This window comes from Citrobacter sp. RHB21-C05, from assembly GCF_013889015.1.
GTDB lineage: Bacteria > Pseudomonadota > Gammaproteobacteria > Enterobacterales > Enterobacteriaceae > Citrobacter_A > Citrobacter_A sedlakii.
In genome coordinates, this window is the sequence record NZ_CP057611.1 from 1,954,600 (window position 1) to 1,969,969 (window position 15,370).

Sequence of the window (15,370 nt, forward strand, 5' to 3'; positions counted from 1 at the left end):
CTTCATTTGGATGATTCAGGAGAAAGATCAGAACGGTAAGCGCGCCGGGGAAAGAATATATTTAGCATATCGATTTCTCATCCCCTCTCGCGGGTACGCTGACGAACACTTACGGTTCAGACGTTTACCCATTCCGCTTTCGCTTATATACTCGTGACTTTGCTAATCGCAACCAGACGGATTTCATGTACCAACCTGTCGCTCTATTCATCGGCCTGCGCTACATGCGTGGGCGTGCAGCAGACCGCTTCGGTCGCTTCGTCTCCTGGCTTTCCACCATCGGCATTACCCTTGGGGTGATGGCGTTGGTCACGGTTTTGTCAGTGATGAACGGCTTTGAACGTGAACTGCAAAATAACATTCTGGGCCTGATGCCGCAGGCCATTCTTTCCGCTGAGCAAGGCTCGCTGAATCCCGGCCAGTTACCGGAAAACGCCATCAAGCTCAACGGCGTGAGCCGTGTCGCGCCGCTGACCACCGGCGATGTGGTTCTGCAAAGCGCGCGCAGCGTGGCGGTGGGCGTAATGCTGGGTATCGATCCGGCGCAAAACGATCCGCTGACGCCGTATCTGGTCAATGTCAGACAAACCGATCTCCAGCCGGGTAAGTATAATGTCATCCTCGGCGAACAGCTTGCGGGGCAGCTTGGTGTTAATCGCGGCGACCAAATCCGCGTGATGGTGCCCTCAGCCAGCCAGTTCACGCCGATGGGGCGTTTGCCGAGCCAGCGTCTGTTTACCGTCATTGGCACGTTTGCGGCGAACAGTGAAGTCGACGGCTATCAGATGCTGACCAACATTCAGGATGCGTCGCGTCTGATGCGCTATCCGGCGGGAAACATTACCGGCTGGCGTTTATGGCTTAACGAGCCGCTGAAGGTGGACTCCCTCAGTCAGCAGACGCTGCCGGAAGGCACGAAATGGCAGGACTGGCGCGAGCGCAAGGGCGAACTGTTCCAGGCCGTAAGGATGGAAAAGAACATGATGGGACTGCTGCTTAGCCTGATCGTGGCGGTGGCGGCGTTCAATATTATTACCTCGCTGGGTTTGATGGTGATGGAGAAGCAGGGCGAAGTGGCGATTCTGCAAACGCAAGGGCTGACGCCGCGCCAGATCATGATGGTCTTTATGGTGCAGGGAGCCAGCGCCGGGATTATCGGCGCAGTGTTGGGGGCGGCGCTTGGCGCGTTGCTTGCCAGTCAGTTAAACAACCTGATGCCGGTTATCGGTGTGCTGCTGGATGGCGCTTCGCTGCCGGTGGCGATCGAGCCGCTACAGGTGATTGTGATTGCGCTGGTGGCCATGGCCATCGCGCTGCTTTCTACGCTTTATCCTTCCTGGCGCGCTGCCGCCACTCAACCCGCTGAGGCTTTACGTTATGAATAAGATCCTGTTGCAATGCGACAAATTGTGCAAACGCTATCAGGAAGGCGCCGTGCAGACCGACGTGCTGCACGATGTCAGCTTCAGCGTGGGCGAAGGAGAGATGATGGCGATTGTCGGTAGCTCCGGCTCCGGCAAAAGTACGCTGCTGCATCTGCTGGGCGGGCTGGATACGCCGACCTCTGGCGATGTGATTTTCAGCGGTCAGCCGATGAGCACACTTTCCCCGGCGGCGAAAGCGGAACTGCGAAACCAAAAACTTGGCTTCATTTATCAGTTTCACCACCTGCTGCCGGACTTCACCGCGCTGGAAAACGTAGCGATGCCGCTGCTGATCGGCAAGAAAAAACCGTCGGAGATCGACCAGCGGGCGCGTGAGATGCTAAAAGCGGTAGGGCTGGATCATCGTGCGAACCATCGTCCGTCTGAACTTTCCGGCGGTGAGCGTCAGCGCGTGGCTATCGCGCGCGCGTTGGTGAATAACCCGCGTCTGGTGCTGGCGGATGAACCGACCGGTAACCTCGATGCGCGCAATGCGGACAGCATTTTCCAGTTGCTCGGGGAACTGAATCGTTCGCAGGGCACCGCGTTTCTGGTGGTGACGCACGATCTGCACCTGGCAAAGCGCATGAGTCGCCAACTGGAAATGCGTGACGGACGCCTGACCGCGGAACTGAGCCTGATGGGGGCGGAGTAATGGCGTCGCCTTTATCGTTATTGATTGGTTTGCGCTTTAGCCGGGGACGTCGGCGTGGCGGTATGGTGTCATTGATTTCGGTGATCTCCACCATCGGCATTGCGCTGGGCGTGGCTGTGCTTATCGTTGGCTTAAGCGCGATGAACGGCTTCGAGCGTGAGCTGAATAACCGCATTCTGGCGGTGGTGCCGCACGGTGAAATCGAGGCCGTCAATAAGCCATGGAACAACTGGCGCGACGCGCTGGAAAAAGTTCAGAAGGTGCCGGGCATCACGGCGGCGGCCCCTTATATCAACTTTACCGGTCTGGTGGAAAGCGGAGCCAATCTGCGCGCCATCCAGGTCAAAGGCGTCGATCCGCAGCAGGAGCAGCGGCTGAGCGCGCTACCGTCCTTTGTGCTGAATAACGCCTGGACCGGCTTTAAGGCCGGAGAGCAACAGATCATCATTGGCAAAGGCGTCGCCGATGCGCTGAAAGTGAAGCAGGGGGATTGGGTGTCGATCATGATCCCCAACGCCAGTGCCGATCATAAACTGATGCAGCCAAAACGCGTCCGCCTGCATGTTGCCGGCATCCTGCAACTGAGCGGTCAGTTGGATCACAGCTTTGCAATGATCCCGATGGCGGATGCCCAGCAGTATCTCGACATGCCTGACACGGTTTCCGGTATTGCGCTGAAGGTTAACGACGTCTTTAACGCGAACAAATTGGTTCGCGCCGCGGGCGAAGTCACCAACAGCTACGTTTACATCAAGAGCTGGATTGGCACTTACGGCTATATGTACCGCGATATCCAGATGATCCGCGCGATTATGTATCTGGCGATGGTGCTGGTGATCGGCGTGGCTTGTTTTAACATTGTTTCAACATTAGTGATGGCGGTTAAAGACAAGAGCGGCGATATTGCGGTATTAAGAACGCTGGGGGCGAAAGATGGTCTTATTCGCGCCATTTTTGTCTGGTACGGCCTGCTGGCGGGACTGTTTGGTAGCCTGATTGGCGTGGTGATTGGCGTGGTGGTTTCGCTTCAGTTGACCCCAATTATCAACGGCATTGAGAAACTGATCGGCCATCAGTTCCTCTCCGGCGATATCTATTTTATTGACTTCCTGCCATCGGAGTTGCACTGGCTGGATGTGATTTACGTGCTGGTCACGGCATTGTTGCTGAGCCTGTTAGCAAGCTGGTATCCGGCGCGGCGCGCCAGCAATATTGACCCGGCAAGAGTGCTCAGCGGCCAGTAACGCCAAAAGAAAAAAGACAAGGAGCGGCAATGTATTACGGGTTTGATATTGGCGGTACAAAAATTGCGTTAGGCGTGTTTGACAACCAGCGCAAACTCCAGTGGGAAAAACGTATACCTACGCCACGCGACGGTTACGCGGCCTTTTTAGACGCCGTATGTCAGTTGGTGGCGGAAGCTGACCAGCGCTTTGGCGTCAAAGGATCGGTCGGTATTGGTATTCCGGGCATGCCGGAAACTGAAGATGGCACCCTGTATGCCGCGAACGTTCCTGCCGCCAGTGGCAAACCCTTGCGTGCCGACCTTAGCGCGAGTCTTGACCGTGATGTTCGCCTCGATAACGATGCGAACTGCTTTGCGCTATCTGAAGCCTGGGACGATGAATTCACCCAATATCCGTTGGTGATGGGGTTGATCCTCGGCACCGGCGTAGGCGGTGGTTTGATCCTTAACGGAAAACCGATCACTGGCCGCAGTTATATTACCGGCGAATTTGGGCATATGCGTCTGCCGGTTGATGCCCTCACGCTGATGGGGTTCGACTTTCCGTTGCGTCGCTGCGGCTGCGGTCAACTGGGCTGCATTGAAAATTATCTTTCCGGGCGGGGATTTGCCTGGCTGTATCAGCATTATTATCATCAACCGCTGGAGGCGCCTGAAATCATTGCGCTGTGGGAGCAGGGCGACGAACAGGCGCGGGCGCATGTTGAACGTTATCTGGACTTACTGGCCGTTTGTCTGGGAAATATCCTGACGATTGTCGATCCGGATCTGGTGGTTATTGGCGGCGGCCTGTCGAATTTTACCGCCGTCACCACGCAGCTGGCAGACAGACTGCCGCGCCACTTATTGCCTGTCGCACGCGTACCGCGTATTGAACGTGCGCGTCACGGCGACGCGGGCGGAATGCGCGGTGCTGCCTTCTTACATCTTACCGATTAATCAATAGAGGTTGCTATGCTGTCGCGTCGGGGTCATCGGTTAAGTCGATTTCGTAAAAACAAACGCCATCTACGCGAACGTCTGCGTCAGCGGATCTTTTTCAGAGACAGAGTGGTGCCGGAAGTGATGGAAAAACCGAGAGTATTAGTGCTTACAGGGGCTGGCATTTCTGCGGAGTCCGGAATTCGCACCTTCCGCGCGGCGGACGGTTTATGGGAAGAACATCGCGTCGAAGACGTAGCGACGCCGGAAGGCTTCGCCCGTAACCCGGAGCTGGTGCAGTCATTCTATAATGCGCGTCGTCGACAGCTGCAACAACCTGAAATTCAGCCGAATCCCGCGCATCTCGCACTGGCGAAGCTGGAAGAGGCGCTGGGCGATCGTTTTATGCTGGTAACGCAAAATATCGATAACCTGCATGAACGGGCGGGTAATCATAATATTATTCATATGCACGGCGAGCTGTTGAAGGTGCATTGTTCGCAGAGCGGGCAGATTCTGGCGTGGACCGGTGACGTTACGCCGGACGATAAATGCCATTGCTGCCAGTTTCCGGCGCCGCTGCGCCCGCATGTCGTCTGGTTTGGTGAAATGCCGATTGGCATGGATGAGATCTATATGGCGCTGGCCATGGCGGATGTCTTTATCGCCATTGGCACTTCCGGGCACGTTTATCCGGCGGCCGGTTTTGTCCACGAAGCGAAACTGCACGGCGCGCACACGGTTGAGCTGAACCTTGAGCCCAGTCAGGTCGGCAGCGAATTCGATGAGAAGTATTACGGCCCCGCAAGCCAGGTGGTGCCTGAGTTCGTCGAGAAGTTACTGAAAGGACTGTGACGCGTTACTGCCCGGAGAGAATGCCGGGCAGCATTTCTCCGTTTTAGCGCAACAGCACCTTGCCCGTCAGATAGGTCGTTGCCTGCCCACCGATGTAAACCCGATCCCCCTTTAGCTGGCAGCGTAGTTCGCCGCCGCGTTCACTCCCCTGATACGCGAGCATCTGCGTTTTATGCAATTTTTCAGCCCAGTAAGGGATGAGCATGGTGTGCGCTGAACCGGTGACCGGATCTTCTGCAACCGCTTCACCGGGGCAGAAGAAACGGCTCACAAAGTCGTATTCCCCGGCACCGGGCGCGGTGACGCACACCATTTTCCCAAGAGGCAGCATGGCGCTGATATCCGGGCACAGCGCTTCCACCTCGCGTTGATGTTCCAGGACAACCAGATAATCTCGTGCGGCGCGCACTTCTGTGTACTGCGTAATGCCTAATGCCTCGAGCAATAAAGGCGGTGGCGTGACGGGGTCCGTCTGCCAGGCCGGAAAATCCAGCGTCAACCACTCGCCGCTGCGGGTGACGGTCAGCGGCCCGACAAATCGGGTATCGAAATGAATGGTCGCATAAGGATAATTCAGATGTTCGAAGATGACGTGCGCCGCCGCAAGGGTGGCATGTCCACACAGATTAATTTCCCCCTGAGTGGTAAACCAGCGCAGCGTAAAACCCTTGTCGTTGACCACAAAGAAAGCGGTTTCCGATTGATTATGCTGCTTCGCCATTTTTAAAAGTGTCTCATCGGGCAGCCATTCGGTAAGCGGGCAGACCGCCGCGGCATTACCGCCAAAGGTGGTGTTGGCAAAGGCATCTATCATGTAGAAATCAATTTGTTGCATAGCGTCAACCTCACGGCATATCCGGAAAACTCACACCTTATCATGACACGGCAGTGCGCAGTTTGATTCTCTTTCCCGAGACCGAAGCGCGGCCTGCAATTTAAGGTAGGTATTGTTTCAGTTGCTTTGCCTTTGCATACATACCGATAACATTCTGACTTCCGGGAGTGGGGGCTGGTGCGTGAATCACTGGCATGGCGCTGCTCCTGAGATGGCCATGTCGCATATCGCCATTGCCGGGGCGCAGGAAGGCAAGGGTGTTGACTGGATGGAACACGGGGCCAGCGAAATGGACATACATGTGAAAAATGAAGCGAAGCGTCAGCATGACGTGTAATGTGTGTATGTCGCTTTATTCCGTTGACAGATAATTTGTATTCCCACGGGGACCAACACAATGAAGATGGATGCGTTTGCTTTTGGCACAACGAACTGGAACGAAGTTGAAAGAACAGAGTACCCTGGAGAAACGGGCATCGCTTACTGGCGTACACAATACTTTGGTAACAAACCCAATCAAATCCGTGTACGTATGGTTGAGTATACGCCTGGCTACCTTGCGGACCATTGGTGTCAAAAAGGGCATATCCTTTTCTGCATTGAAGGCGAGTTAAAAACCGTGCTGGAAGATGGACGAGAATTTGTCCTGAAGCCCGGAATGAGTTATCAGGTTGGCGATAACGCTGAGCGGCATCAATCCAGCACAACGACAGGCGCAACGCTGTTTATTGTTGATTAACGTGCCTGCAAACCTGGTTGCCATAAAACGTGCTTTCGCTTAAAAGGGCTGAATATAACTTACTGATATATTTACCGATTGAATGAAACTGCCATCCCTCACGTTGTGTTCTGTCAGGGCAATCATCCAAAAAAATCCACGCTAAGGCGTGGATTTTGCAGAGTGTGAATGAACAGGAATTAGCGCTTCCTGATGCATCAATGCCGTTAGACGTTAAACAAGAAGTTCATCACATCACCGTCTTTAACGATGTAATCTTTACCTTCGGCGCGCATCTTACCGGCTTCTTTCGCGCCCTGTTCGCCCTTATAGGTAATGAAATCATCAAACGCAATAGTCTGCGCGCGAATAAACCCTTTTTCGAAGTCAGTATGGATTTTTCCTGCCGCCTGCGGGGCCGTTGCGCCGACAGGGATAGTCCAGGCACGGACTTCTTTTACGCCAGCGGTGAAATAGGTCTGCAGGTTAAGCAGGCGATAGCCCGCGCGAATCACGCGGTTCAGACCCGGTTCTTCCAGCCCCAGTTCCTGCATGAACTCGTCACGTTCTTCATCGTCCAGCTCAGCGATATCGGCTTCAACAGCGGCACAAACCGGAACAACCACAGAGCCTTCTTTCGCTGCGATTTCACGAACCTGATCCAGGTATGGGTTGTTCTCGAAACCGTCCTCGTTGACGTTGGCGATGTACATGGTAGGTTTCAGGGTCAGGAAGCTCAGGTAACGGATTGCCGCTTTATCTTCGTCGGTCAGATCCAGAGAGCGCAGCATCCCCGCTTCGGCCAGGTGCGGCAGACATTTTTCCAGCGCCGCCAGTTCGGCTTTAGCGTCTTTATCACCGCCTTTCGCTTTTTTCTGCACACGGTGAATCGCACGTTCACAGGTATCGAGGTCCGCCAGCGCCAGCTCGGTATTGATAACGTCGATATCTTCCGCCGGGTTAACTTTACCTGCAACGTGAATGATGTTGTCGTTCTCGAAGCAGCGCACGACGTGGCCGATCGCTTCGGTCTCACGAATGTTGGTCAGGAACTGGTTACCCAGACCTTCACCTTTGGACGCGCCTTTTACCAGACCCGCGATATCCACGAACTCCATGGTCGTCGGCAGAATTCGTTGCGGTTTAACGATCTCAGCCAGTTGATCCAGACGCGGGTCAGGCATCGGTACGACGCCGGTATTCGGTTCGATCGTACAGAACGGGAAGTTGGCCGCTTCAATACCGGCTTTGGTCAGCGCGTTGAACAGGGTGGATTTCCCGACGTTGGGTAAACCAACGATACCGCATTTGAATCCCATGATTTAAATCACCTTAATAACTTGATAATCAACCTGTTACAGAAAACAGATTGTAGAAATGAAAACAACTTTGCCTATTATACACAGCGTACGGCAAAAATGCCGCACATCCCGGTTTATTGTGCCTTAAAGGTATGCAAGCGGCTTGTCGCTTTGGTCAGACCGTCTTTAAACCAAATCTCCGTACAGCGAGCCGCTTCGTCAATCGCGTCGTCAATCAGCTTCTGTTCAGAGACCGGTGGCTTTCCTAACACAAAGCCTACAACTTTATTTTTATCGCCCGGATGGCCAATTCCGATGCGTAAGCGATGAAAGTTAGGGTTATTGCCAAGTTTGCTGATAATGTCCTTCAGGCCGTTATGACCGCCATGCCCACCACCCAGCTTAAATTTGGCAACCCCTGGCGGCAGATCCAGCTCATCATGCGCCACTAAAATCTCATCAGGATTAATGCGATAGAAACCGGCCATCGCGCTGACCGCTTTCCCGCTCAGGTTCATAAACGTGGTAGGGACCAGCAGGCGAACATCTTCACCCTCAACGGTTACCCGGGACGTATAGCCAAAGAACTTCGGCTCTTCGCGTAACGGCGCTCGCAGCCGCTCAGCCAGTAAATCGACGTACCATGCGCCCGCATTGTGTCGTGTTGCTGCATACTCCGCGCCGGGGTTTGCCAGGCCGACAATCAGTTTAATCGTCACGTTTTCTATCCTGCATAGGTCAATCACTGGCGCGTAGTGTACTGTCTGCAGCCCCGCTTGACAAAAAACAGCGTCAGAGGAGAGGGAAATGAATAGTTGCCGCTGTCGACTATTAGAAAGTCAAGGGCTTCAGGGGCTTATTTGTAAAGTTTTGTTGAATGCGACGTTGTATTTGTGATCGCACCCGCACTCAGAATGGTGCGTGTTGTCTATACTTTACACATAAGGATTAGGGGTATTCCCTGAAACAACCCAAAAGTTCCGGAGGTGACATATGAAACGCAAAAACGCTTCGTTACTCGGTAATGTGCTAATGGGGTTGGGGTTAGTGGTGATGGTTGTTGGCGTTGGTTATTCAATTTTAAACCAACTGCCGCAATTTAACCTGCCACAATTTTTCGCACATGGTGCAGTGCTGAGTATTTTCGTCGGTGCCATTCTCTGGCTTGCAGGGGCACGTGTTGGCGGGCATGAACAAGTTTGTGACCGCTACTGGTGGGTACGCCACTACGATAAACGTTGCCGCCGTAACGACAATCGCCGTCATAGTTAACGCTGATTGCCGGATAGCGAGCCAAATGTCGTCTCCGGTCTGACAGTTGGCAAGAAAGGGAGGCCCGGTAAGCGTGAACGCTACCGGGCTTTTGCTTATTTATGTCAAATCCGCCAGGGCGGCGTCGCGATTCGGGAAAAACGCCAGGCGTCCCGGAATCGGCTGGATGCCGGCGCGCGCCATGGTGCGCAGCGGCTGAAATTCAAGATTGCTCACCCGCAGTTCGCATCCCTCCGGCAGCCTTTTGACAAAGCGCTGGAACGCATCCAGTCCGCCCGCATCCAGCACAGGTACTGCATCCCACTTCAGTACGACAACGCGCTTGCCTTCAATACGTGATTCCAGATCGGTAAACAGCCCTTCAGCGGCGGCAAAAAACAGCGGGCCAATTACGCGCAGCACCAATACATCCTCCGGCACGTCCACGTTAACCGCCGCCAGGCGCGTCATACGCGCGATACGCCGCATAAACAGCAGGGATGCCAGCACAATGCCCACGCTGATGGCGATCACCATATCAAACAGTACCGTCAGCGACATACACATCAGCATCACGATAATGTCGTCTTTCGGCGCGTGGCGCAGCAGGTCCACCACTTTATGCGCTTCGCTCATATTCCACGCCACCATCAGTAGCAGCGCGGCCATCGCCGACAGCGGCAACCAGGAGAGCAGCGGCGCCAGCACCAGCAGCGCGAGGATCACCAGAATCGCGTGAATGACGGCGGAGATCGGCGACGTCGCGCCAGCGCGTACGTTTGCGGCGGAACGGGCAATCGCGGCGGTGGCGGTGATCCCGCCAAAGAACGGCGCGACAATGTTGCCAAGTCCTTGTCCGATCAATTCGCTATTGGCTTTGTGCTTGGTGCCGGTCATTCCGTCAAGCACCACGGCGCACAGCAGCGACTCGATAGCCCCGAGCATCGCCATTGAAAAAGCCGCAGGCAGCAGGGCGCGCAGCGAGTCCCAGCTTAACGTAAAATCGGAATCCGGCAGGTTCCATGGCAGCACCAGCTGAGGTAACAACTGTGGGATCCCGTTGCCCTGCGAACCGTCGGCGAGGATGTAATGAAACTGCGAACCGATGGTCGCGACATGACCGCCGAACAGGTTAACTATCCCCATCACCGCGCAGCCCAGCAGCAGGGCCGGAAGGTGACCGGGCAGACGAATACCCAGCCGTGGCCAGAAAATCAGAGTGCCCAGCGTCACGATGCCAATGGCGGCGTCGCCGAGGTTGATCGTTGGCAGCGCCATAAACAGCGCGCCCACTTTCTGCAGATAATGCTCGGGAACGTGCGCCATCTGCAGACCCAGAAAGTCCTTGATTTGCATGGTACCAATGGTGATACCAATCCCTGACGTAAAGCCTAACGTCACGGAAACCGGAATGTATTCGATCAGGCGGCCAAAGCGGGCCAGGCCAAAGAGGATCAGAAATATGCCGGACATCAGGGTCGCGACCAGCAGGCCTGCCAGCCCAAACTGTTGCGACACCGGGTAGAGGATCACCACAAAGGCGGCGGTAGGGCCAGAGACGCTAAAGCGCGAGCCGCCGGTTAAGGCTATGACAATACCCGCAACCGCCGCGGTGTAGAGACCGTATTGGGGAGCGACGCCGCTGCCTATAGCCAGCGCCATTGCGAGCGGAATCGCAATAATCCCGACCGTTATCCCGGCGATGAGATCACGGGTAAACCGTGAAGCGGTATATTTTTCTTTCCAACAAGCGTCGATGAGGGCGCGGAAAGGCATCACATGTGAGGAAAAGATTCTGTTCACAATAATGTTTCATCCATGAGCGCATCATCTGTCAACTAAATGGCAGGTGAAGGAGGCATAAGTCATACAAATAGTGGTTAAAGATAAAAAAACCGCCGTAGCGGAAGTTCTGAAATGACAGGCCGTGTGCATCGCCCAAAAACGTTGCCGCTTACCGGGCTGATTCATCATCAAAAAAACCCGCCGCAGCGGGTTTTTGCGCCGGGTTCGATTAATGTTCGAACATGGCAGAGATGGATTCTTCATTGCTGATACGACGAATCGCTTCGGCCAGCATACCCGACAGGGTCAACGTACGTACGTTCGGCAGCGCTTTGATTTCATCGGTCAGCGGAATGGTATCGCAGACGACGACTTCATCAATCACGGAATTACGCAGGTTGTTAGCCGCATTGCCAGAGAAGATCGGATGCGTTGCGTAAGCGAATACGCGTTTTGCGCCACGCTCTTTCAGGGCTTCTGCGGCTTTGCACAGCGTACCGCCGGTGTCGATCATATCGTCAACCAGCACGCAGTCACGGCCCGCAACGTCACCGATGATATGCATCACCTGAGAAACGTTTGCACGCGGACGACGTTTGTCGATGATCGCCATGTCGGTGTCATTCAGCAGCTTAGCGATAGCGCGGGCACGCACGACGCCACCGATATCCGGAGAAACCACAATCGGGTTATCCAGATTCAGCTGCAGCATATCTTCTAACAGAATTGGGCTACCGAATACGTTATCAACCGGTACGTCGAAGAAGCCCTGGATCTGTTCAGCATGCAGGTCAACGGTCAGGACGCGGTCCACGCCGACGCTGGACAGGAAGTCCGCGACAACTTTAGCCGTGATTGGCACACGCGCGGAACGGACGCGACGGTCCTGGCGCGCATAGCCAAAGTAAGGGATAACGGCGGTGATGCGGCCTGCGGAAGCACGGCGCAGGGCATCAACCATAACGACCAATTCCATCAGGTTGTCGTTAGTGGGGGCACAAGTGGACTGGATGATGAAAATATCACCACCGCGTACATTTTCGTTGATTTGTACGCTGACTTCGCCGTCGCTAAAGCGACCTACAGCGGCGTCGCCGAGAGAAGTGTACAGGCGGTTGGCAATACGTTGTGCTAGTTCCGGGGTGGCGTTACCAGCAAAAAGCTTCATATCAGGCACGAGAAGAACCTCAGGCATGCGTCCATTGGTGGAAAGAATCTGCCAAAAACTGTGCGGGCCAGGCAGGATTCTCTCCATGCGGTGTATTAAAGAGCGCGATGCAACGTCTGGAACAGGGTGACGTTGTCACCGAAACTCAGCTTGCCCGGCTTACTCGCCATCATTCCTCTCTCATGTATGTTGGCTCTAATGCTTCACACCCGTCACATACTGAAGTACGCGGCTGGTGATTCGTCATCTCGCCATCTTCCTGAAACGTGGATGATTTAGAGTAACGCCCGATGCAAAGGGGAGAGGTTGACGCCTTTCGCCACAAAGCCTTCGAGCCATTCCGGGGCTTGCTCAAGCACCTGGCGAGCACGAGACTCTGTATCGAATTCAGCAAAGACACAGGCCCCTGTACCAGTCAGGCGCGACGGCGCGTATTCTAACAGCCAGGAAAGCGCGGCATCAACCTCGCGAAAACGTTTTCTTGCGATAACCTCGCAATCATTGCTGAATTCACAATTTAATAACGTTTCTATTGACCTTTTTGGCGTGTTACGGGGCAAATCCGGATCGTTGAAGATCGCCGGAGTCGGAATACTGACGCCCGGATGCGCCACCAGATACCATTTTTCGGGCGGATTAACCGGCGTGAGGATTTCTCCCACGCCTTCGGCGAAGGCGGCATGGCCACGAACAAATACCGGGACGTCCGCGCCAAGCTGGATCCCCAGTTCCGCCAGTTCATCCACCGACAGGCCGCATTGCCAGAGGTGGTTAAGCGCCACAAGGATCGTCGCAGCGTTAGAGGAACCGCCGCCGAGTCCGCCGCCCATCGGCAGGCGCTTGTCGATGCGAATATCCGCGCCGCTGCCGGTCGGCAGACGACCGTGTTGCGCGGCTGTTTTCATCAGCAAACGCGCGGCGCGAACGATCAGGTTATCCTCATGCGCCACGCCGTCTACCGGCGTCAGCAGACGAATCTCGCCGTCGCTGCGCGGCGTAATGTCGATCGTGTCGCCGTAATCGAGGAACTGAAACAGGGTTTGCAGCGTGTGATAACCGTCCGCGCGCTGGCCGGTAATGTATAAAAACAGATTCAGTTTTGCCGGGGATGGCCAGTGGGTCATCATTTCACAATCCAGTTATCCATTTTCAACTTGATGCGCAGGTCGCCATCCGAAAGTTCCATATTGGCAGGCATGGCCGGTTGCGTTTTACTGTCATAGGCGCTGTAAACGACCTTCCAGTTTTTGCCATCCTGACGATAATTCACTTCGCGCAGGCGGTACTGATCGTCAAGTTTATAGTCGGTAGCGTCACCCGGCAGGCCCAGAATCCACTGGCGCAGGCTGTTCAGCGGAATCGGCATCCCGGTCAGCTTGCCGATCATCTCTTCGCCGTCTTCGGCGGTATAGCGCTGGCCCTTGTTATCCACCAGTTGAACGTGACGTGGCTGCGCGTTCAGCTCCAGCTCAGTGCTGCCCAGCGGGTTCGTCAGCAGCAGGCGATAGCGGTCCTGGCCGGTTTGCTGCCAGAAGAAGCGGGCATAGACCTTCTGATCGTCAGAAATAAAGGCAAACGCCCCGCGGGTCTGATACTGATTTAACTGAAGCACAGCCTGCTGGTGCTGTCGCCACTGCGGGGAATCGGGACTTTTGCCCGGTCCTTTTGGCGCGTTGATCGTACAGGCGGTGAGTACCAGGCTTGCCAGCGGAAGCAGGCGGATCAGGCGAAAGTCAGGCAGGGTCATAGTGATGACGAATCCTTGTGATACGTTGCAATAATAACCCTTAATGCTAGCGCCGCGCGGGTATATCGTCTACGTTCACGTTATCTTAATTTAAGCGTTAAGCGATTACTCCAAAAGGGGGCGCTCTCTTTTATTGATTACGCGCATCCTGTATGATGCGAGCAGACTAACCATATCAACGCTGGTACTACTCCCGCAGACATGACCCTTTTAGCGCTCGGCATTAACCATAAAACGGCACCTGTATCGCTGCGAGAACGTGTAACGTTTTCGCCGGACACGCTCGATCAGGCGCTGGACAGCCTGCTCGCGCAGCCTATGGTGCAGGGGGGGGTGGTGCTGTCGACCTGTAACCGTACAGAGCTGTATCTCAGCGTTGAAGAGCAGGACAATTTGCAGGAGGCGCTGATTCGTTGGTTATGCGACTACCATAACCTTAACGAAGACGATCTGCGCAGCAGCCTCTACTGGCATCAGGATAACGCCGCCGTTAGCCATCTGATGCGCGTCGCCAGCGGGCTCGACTCGCTGGTACTCGGCGAACCGCAAATCCTCGGCCAGGTGAAAAAAGCCTTTGCCGATTCGCAGAAAGGCCACCTCAACGCCAGCGCGCTGGAACGCATGTTCCAGAAATCCTTCTCCGTCGCGAAACGCGTGCGCACTGAAACCGACATCGGCGCCAGCGCGGTATCCGTCGCCTTCGCCGCCTGTACGTTGGCGCGCCAGATCTTCGAATCACTGTCTACTGTCACCGTACTGCTGGTCGGCGCAGGAGAAACCATCGAGCTGGTGGCGCGTCATCTGCGCGAACACAAGGTGCAGAAGATGATCATCGCTAACCGTACTCGCGAACGGGCGCAGGTGCTGGCCGATGAAGTCGGCGCCGAGGTCATCGCGCTGAGCGACATCGACGCGCGTTTGCAGGAGGCGGACATTATTATCAGTTCCACCGCCAGCCCGCTGCCGATCATTGGCAAAGGGATGGTGGAGCGCGCGCTGAAAAGCCGCCGCAACCAGCCGATGCTGCTGGTGGATATCGCTGTCCCGCGCGATGTCGAGCCGGAAGTCGGCAAGCTGGCGAATGCCTATCTCTACAGCGTTGACGATCTGCAAAGCATCATTTCGCATAACCTGGCGCAGCGTAAAGCCGCGGCCGTGGAAGCCGAAACCATCGTGGCGCAGGAAACCAGCGAATTTATGGCCTGGCTGCGCGCGCAAGGCGCCAGCGAGACCATCCGCGAATACCGCAGTCAGTCTGAACAGGTGCGCGACGAGCTGACCGCCAAAGCGCTGGCTGCGCTGGAGCAGGGCGGCGATGCCCAGGCGATTATGCAGGATCTGGCCTGGAAGCTGACCAACCGCTTGATCCACGCCCCAACCAAATCTCTACAGCAGGCTGCCCGTGACGGGGACGACGAACGCCTGAATATTCTGCGCGACAGCCTCGGGCTGGAGTAGCAGCAC

Annotated in this window: 15 protein-coding genes and 1 pseudogene; 9 read left to right on the forward strand and 7 right to left on the reverse strand. The window is 55.3% G+C overall.

Annotated features, from left to right (window positions below):
- The first annotated feature begins 185 nt into the window (after positions 1-185).
- The 5 genes from lolC to cobB are packed head-to-tail and all read left to right on the forward strand — an operon-like array spanning position 186 to position 5,101.
- On the forward strand, positions 186-1,385 hold the full coding sequence (gene lolC, locus HVX72_RS09425; protein WP_181823062.1) for a lipoprotein-releasing ABC transporter permease subunit LolC: 1,200 nt from the start codon (positions 186-188) through the stop codon (positions 1,383-1,385).
- The gene (lolD, locus tag HVX72_RS09430; protein WP_060571334.1) at positions 1,378-2,079 is read left to right on the forward strand and encodes a lipoprotein-releasing ABC transporter ATP-binding protein LolD; all 702 of its coding nucleotides are present in this window, start codon (positions 1,378-1,380) and stop codon (positions 2,077-2,079) included. The genes lolC and lolD overlap by 8 nt, the downstream gene beginning before the upstream one ends.
- The gene (lolE, locus tag HVX72_RS09435) at positions 2,079-3,323 is read left to right on the forward strand and encodes a lipoprotein-releasing ABC transporter permease subunit LolE (RefSeq protein WP_181823063.1); all 1,245 of its coding nucleotides are present in this window, start codon (positions 2,079-2,081) and stop codon (positions 3,321-3,323) included. Before lolD ends, lolE begins: the two co-directional genes overlap by 1 nt.
- Before the next feature lie 29 nt (positions 3,324-3,352).
- Positions 3,353-4,264, forward strand: coding sequence for an N-acetylglucosamine kinase (gene nagK / locus HVX72_RS09440; RefSeq protein WP_181823064.1), 912 nt, complete (start codon positions 3,353-3,355; stop codon positions 4,262-4,264).
- A gap of 15 nt (positions 4,265-4,279) precedes the next feature.
- The gene (gene cobB / locus HVX72_RS09445; protein ID WP_042283663.1) at positions 4,280-5,101 is read left to right on the forward strand and encodes a Sir2 family NAD+-dependent deacetylase; all 822 of its coding nucleotides are present in this window, start codon (positions 4,280-4,282) and stop codon (positions 5,099-5,101) included.
- A gap of 43 nt (positions 5,102-5,144) precedes the next feature.
- Here cobB and HVX72_RS09450 read toward each other — a convergent pair whose 3' ends face one another.
- On the reverse strand, positions 5,145-5,936 hold the full coding sequence (locus tag HVX72_RS09450; protein WP_181823065.1) for a PhzF family phenazine biosynthesis protein: 792 nt from the start codon (positions 5,934-5,936) through the stop codon (positions 5,145-5,147).
- Between the two features lie 181 nt (positions 5,937-6,117).
- Between HVX72_RS09450 and HVX72_RS22170 the strand changes: the two are divergent.
- Both HVX72_RS22170 and HVX72_RS09460 read left to right on the forward strand, forming a co-directional pair.
- Positions 6,118-6,273 (forward strand): annotated as a pseudogene (locus tag HVX72_RS22170) (hypothetical protein); the annotation flags it as partial.
- Between the two features lie 60 nt (positions 6,274-6,333).
- The gene (locus HVX72_RS09460; RefSeq protein WP_181823066.1) at positions 6,334-6,675 is read left to right on the forward strand and encodes a DHCW motif cupin fold protein; all 342 of its coding nucleotides are present in this window, start codon (positions 6,334-6,336) and stop codon (positions 6,673-6,675) included.
- A gap of 206 nt (positions 6,676-6,881) precedes the next feature.
- Here HVX72_RS09460 and ychF read toward each other — a convergent pair whose 3' ends face one another.
- Positions 6,882-7,973 (reverse strand): redox-regulated ATPase YchF, encoded by a 1,092-nt coding sequence (ychF, locus tag HVX72_RS09465; protein WP_042283652.1) that lies wholly within the window; start codon positions 7,971-7,973, stop codon positions 6,882-6,884.
- 116 nt (positions 7,974-8,089) lie between these two features.
- Entirely contained in the window at positions 8,090-8,674 is a 585-nt protein-coding gene (gene pth / locus HVX72_RS09470) for an aminoacyl-tRNA hydrolase (protein ID WP_060571327.1), read from the reverse strand.
- A gap of 274 nt (positions 8,675-8,948) precedes the next feature.
- On the opposite strand from pth, the gene ychH reads away from it, so the two are divergent.
- Complete coding sequence (gene ychH, locus HVX72_RS09475) at positions 8,949-9,227, forward strand: stress-induced protein YchH (protein ID WP_012906045.1); 279 nt, start codon at positions 8,949-8,951, stop codon at positions 9,225-9,227.
- Positions 9,228-9,326: 99 nt separating this feature from the next.
- Here ychH and dauA read toward each other — a convergent pair whose 3' ends face one another.
- The 4 genes from dauA to lolB all read right to left on the reverse strand — a co-directional run bounded on the left by dauA (position 9,327) and on the right by lolB (position 13,906).
- Positions 9,327-11,009: a C4-dicarboxylic acid transporter DauA gene (gene dauA / locus HVX72_RS09480; RefSeq protein WP_181823067.1), complete on the reverse strand. Its 1,683-nt coding sequence runs from the start codon at positions 11,007-11,009 to the stop codon at positions 9,327-9,329.
- A gap of 211 nt (positions 11,010-11,220) precedes the next feature.
- Complete coding sequence (prs, locus tag HVX72_RS09485) at positions 11,221-12,168, reverse strand: ribose-phosphate diphosphokinase (protein ID WP_001518537.1); 948 nt, start codon at positions 12,166-12,168, stop codon at positions 11,221-11,223.
- A gap of 266 nt (positions 12,169-12,434) precedes the next feature.
- Complete coding sequence (gene ispE, locus HVX72_RS09490) at positions 12,435-13,286, reverse strand: 4-(cytidine 5'-diphospho)-2-C-methyl-D-erythritol kinase (protein ID WP_042283642.1); 852 nt, start codon at positions 13,284-13,286, stop codon at positions 12,435-12,437.
- Positions 13,283-13,906, reverse strand: coding sequence for a lipoprotein insertase outer membrane protein LolB (gene lolB, locus HVX72_RS09495; protein ID WP_181823068.1), 624 nt, complete (start codon positions 13,904-13,906; stop codon positions 13,283-13,285). The genes ispE and lolB overlap by 4 nt, the downstream gene beginning before the upstream one ends.
- A 201-nt stretch (positions 13,907-14,107) precedes the next feature.
- Here lolB and hemA point away from each other — a divergent pair, with 201 nt between their 5' ends.
- Positions 14,108-15,364: a glutamyl-tRNA reductase gene (gene hemA, locus HVX72_RS09500; RefSeq protein ID WP_042283635.1), complete on the forward strand. Its 1,257-nt coding sequence runs from the start codon at positions 14,108-14,110 to the stop codon at positions 15,362-15,364.
- Positions 15,365-15,370 lie beyond the last annotated feature (6 nt).

Bases quoted from the DNA above. Each gene is read 5' to 3' on its own strand.
- lolC (WP_181823062.1), top strand. From the start codon at position 186: ATGTACCAACCTGTCGCTCTATTCATCGGCCTGCGCTACATGCGTGGG.
- lolD (WP_060571334.1), top strand. From the start codon at position 1,378: ATGAATAAGATCCTGTTGCAATGCGACAAATTGTGCAAACGCTATCAG.
- lolE (WP_181823063.1), top strand. From the start codon at position 2,079: ATGGCGTCGCCTTTATCGTTATTGATTGGTTTGCGCTTTAGCCGGGGA.
- nagK (WP_181823064.1), top strand. From the start codon at position 3,353: ATGTATTACGGGTTTGATATTGGCGGTACAAAAATTGCGTTAGGCGTG.
- cobB (WP_042283663.1), top strand. From the start codon at position 4,280: ATGCTGTCGCGTCGGGGTCATCGGTTAAGTCGATTTCGTAAAAACAAA.
- HVX72_RS09450 (WP_181823065.1), bottom strand. From the start codon at position 5,936: ATGCAACAAATTGATTTCTACATGATAGATGCCTTTGCCAACACCACC.
- HVX72_RS09460 (WP_181823066.1), top strand. From the start codon at position 6,334: ATGAAGATGGATGCGTTTGCTTTTGGCACAACGAACTGGAACGAAGTT.
- ychF (WP_042283652.1), bottom strand. From the start codon at position 7,973: ATGGGATTCAAATGCGGTATCGTTGGTTTACCCAACGTCGGGAAATCC.
- ychH (WP_012906045.1), top strand. From the start codon at position 8,949: ATGAAACGCAAAAACGCTTCGTTACTCGGTAATGTGCTAATGGGGTTG.
- ispE (WP_042283642.1), bottom strand. From the start codon at position 13,286: ATGATGACCCACTGGCCATCCCCGGCAAAACTGAATCTGTTTTTATAC.
- lolB (WP_181823068.1), bottom strand. From the start codon at position 13,906: ATGACCCTGCCTGACTTTCGCCTGATCCGCCTGCTTCCGCTGGCAAGC.
- hemA (WP_042283635.1), top strand. From the start codon at position 14,108: ATGACCCTTTTAGCGCTCGGCATTAACCATAAAACGGCACCTGTATCG.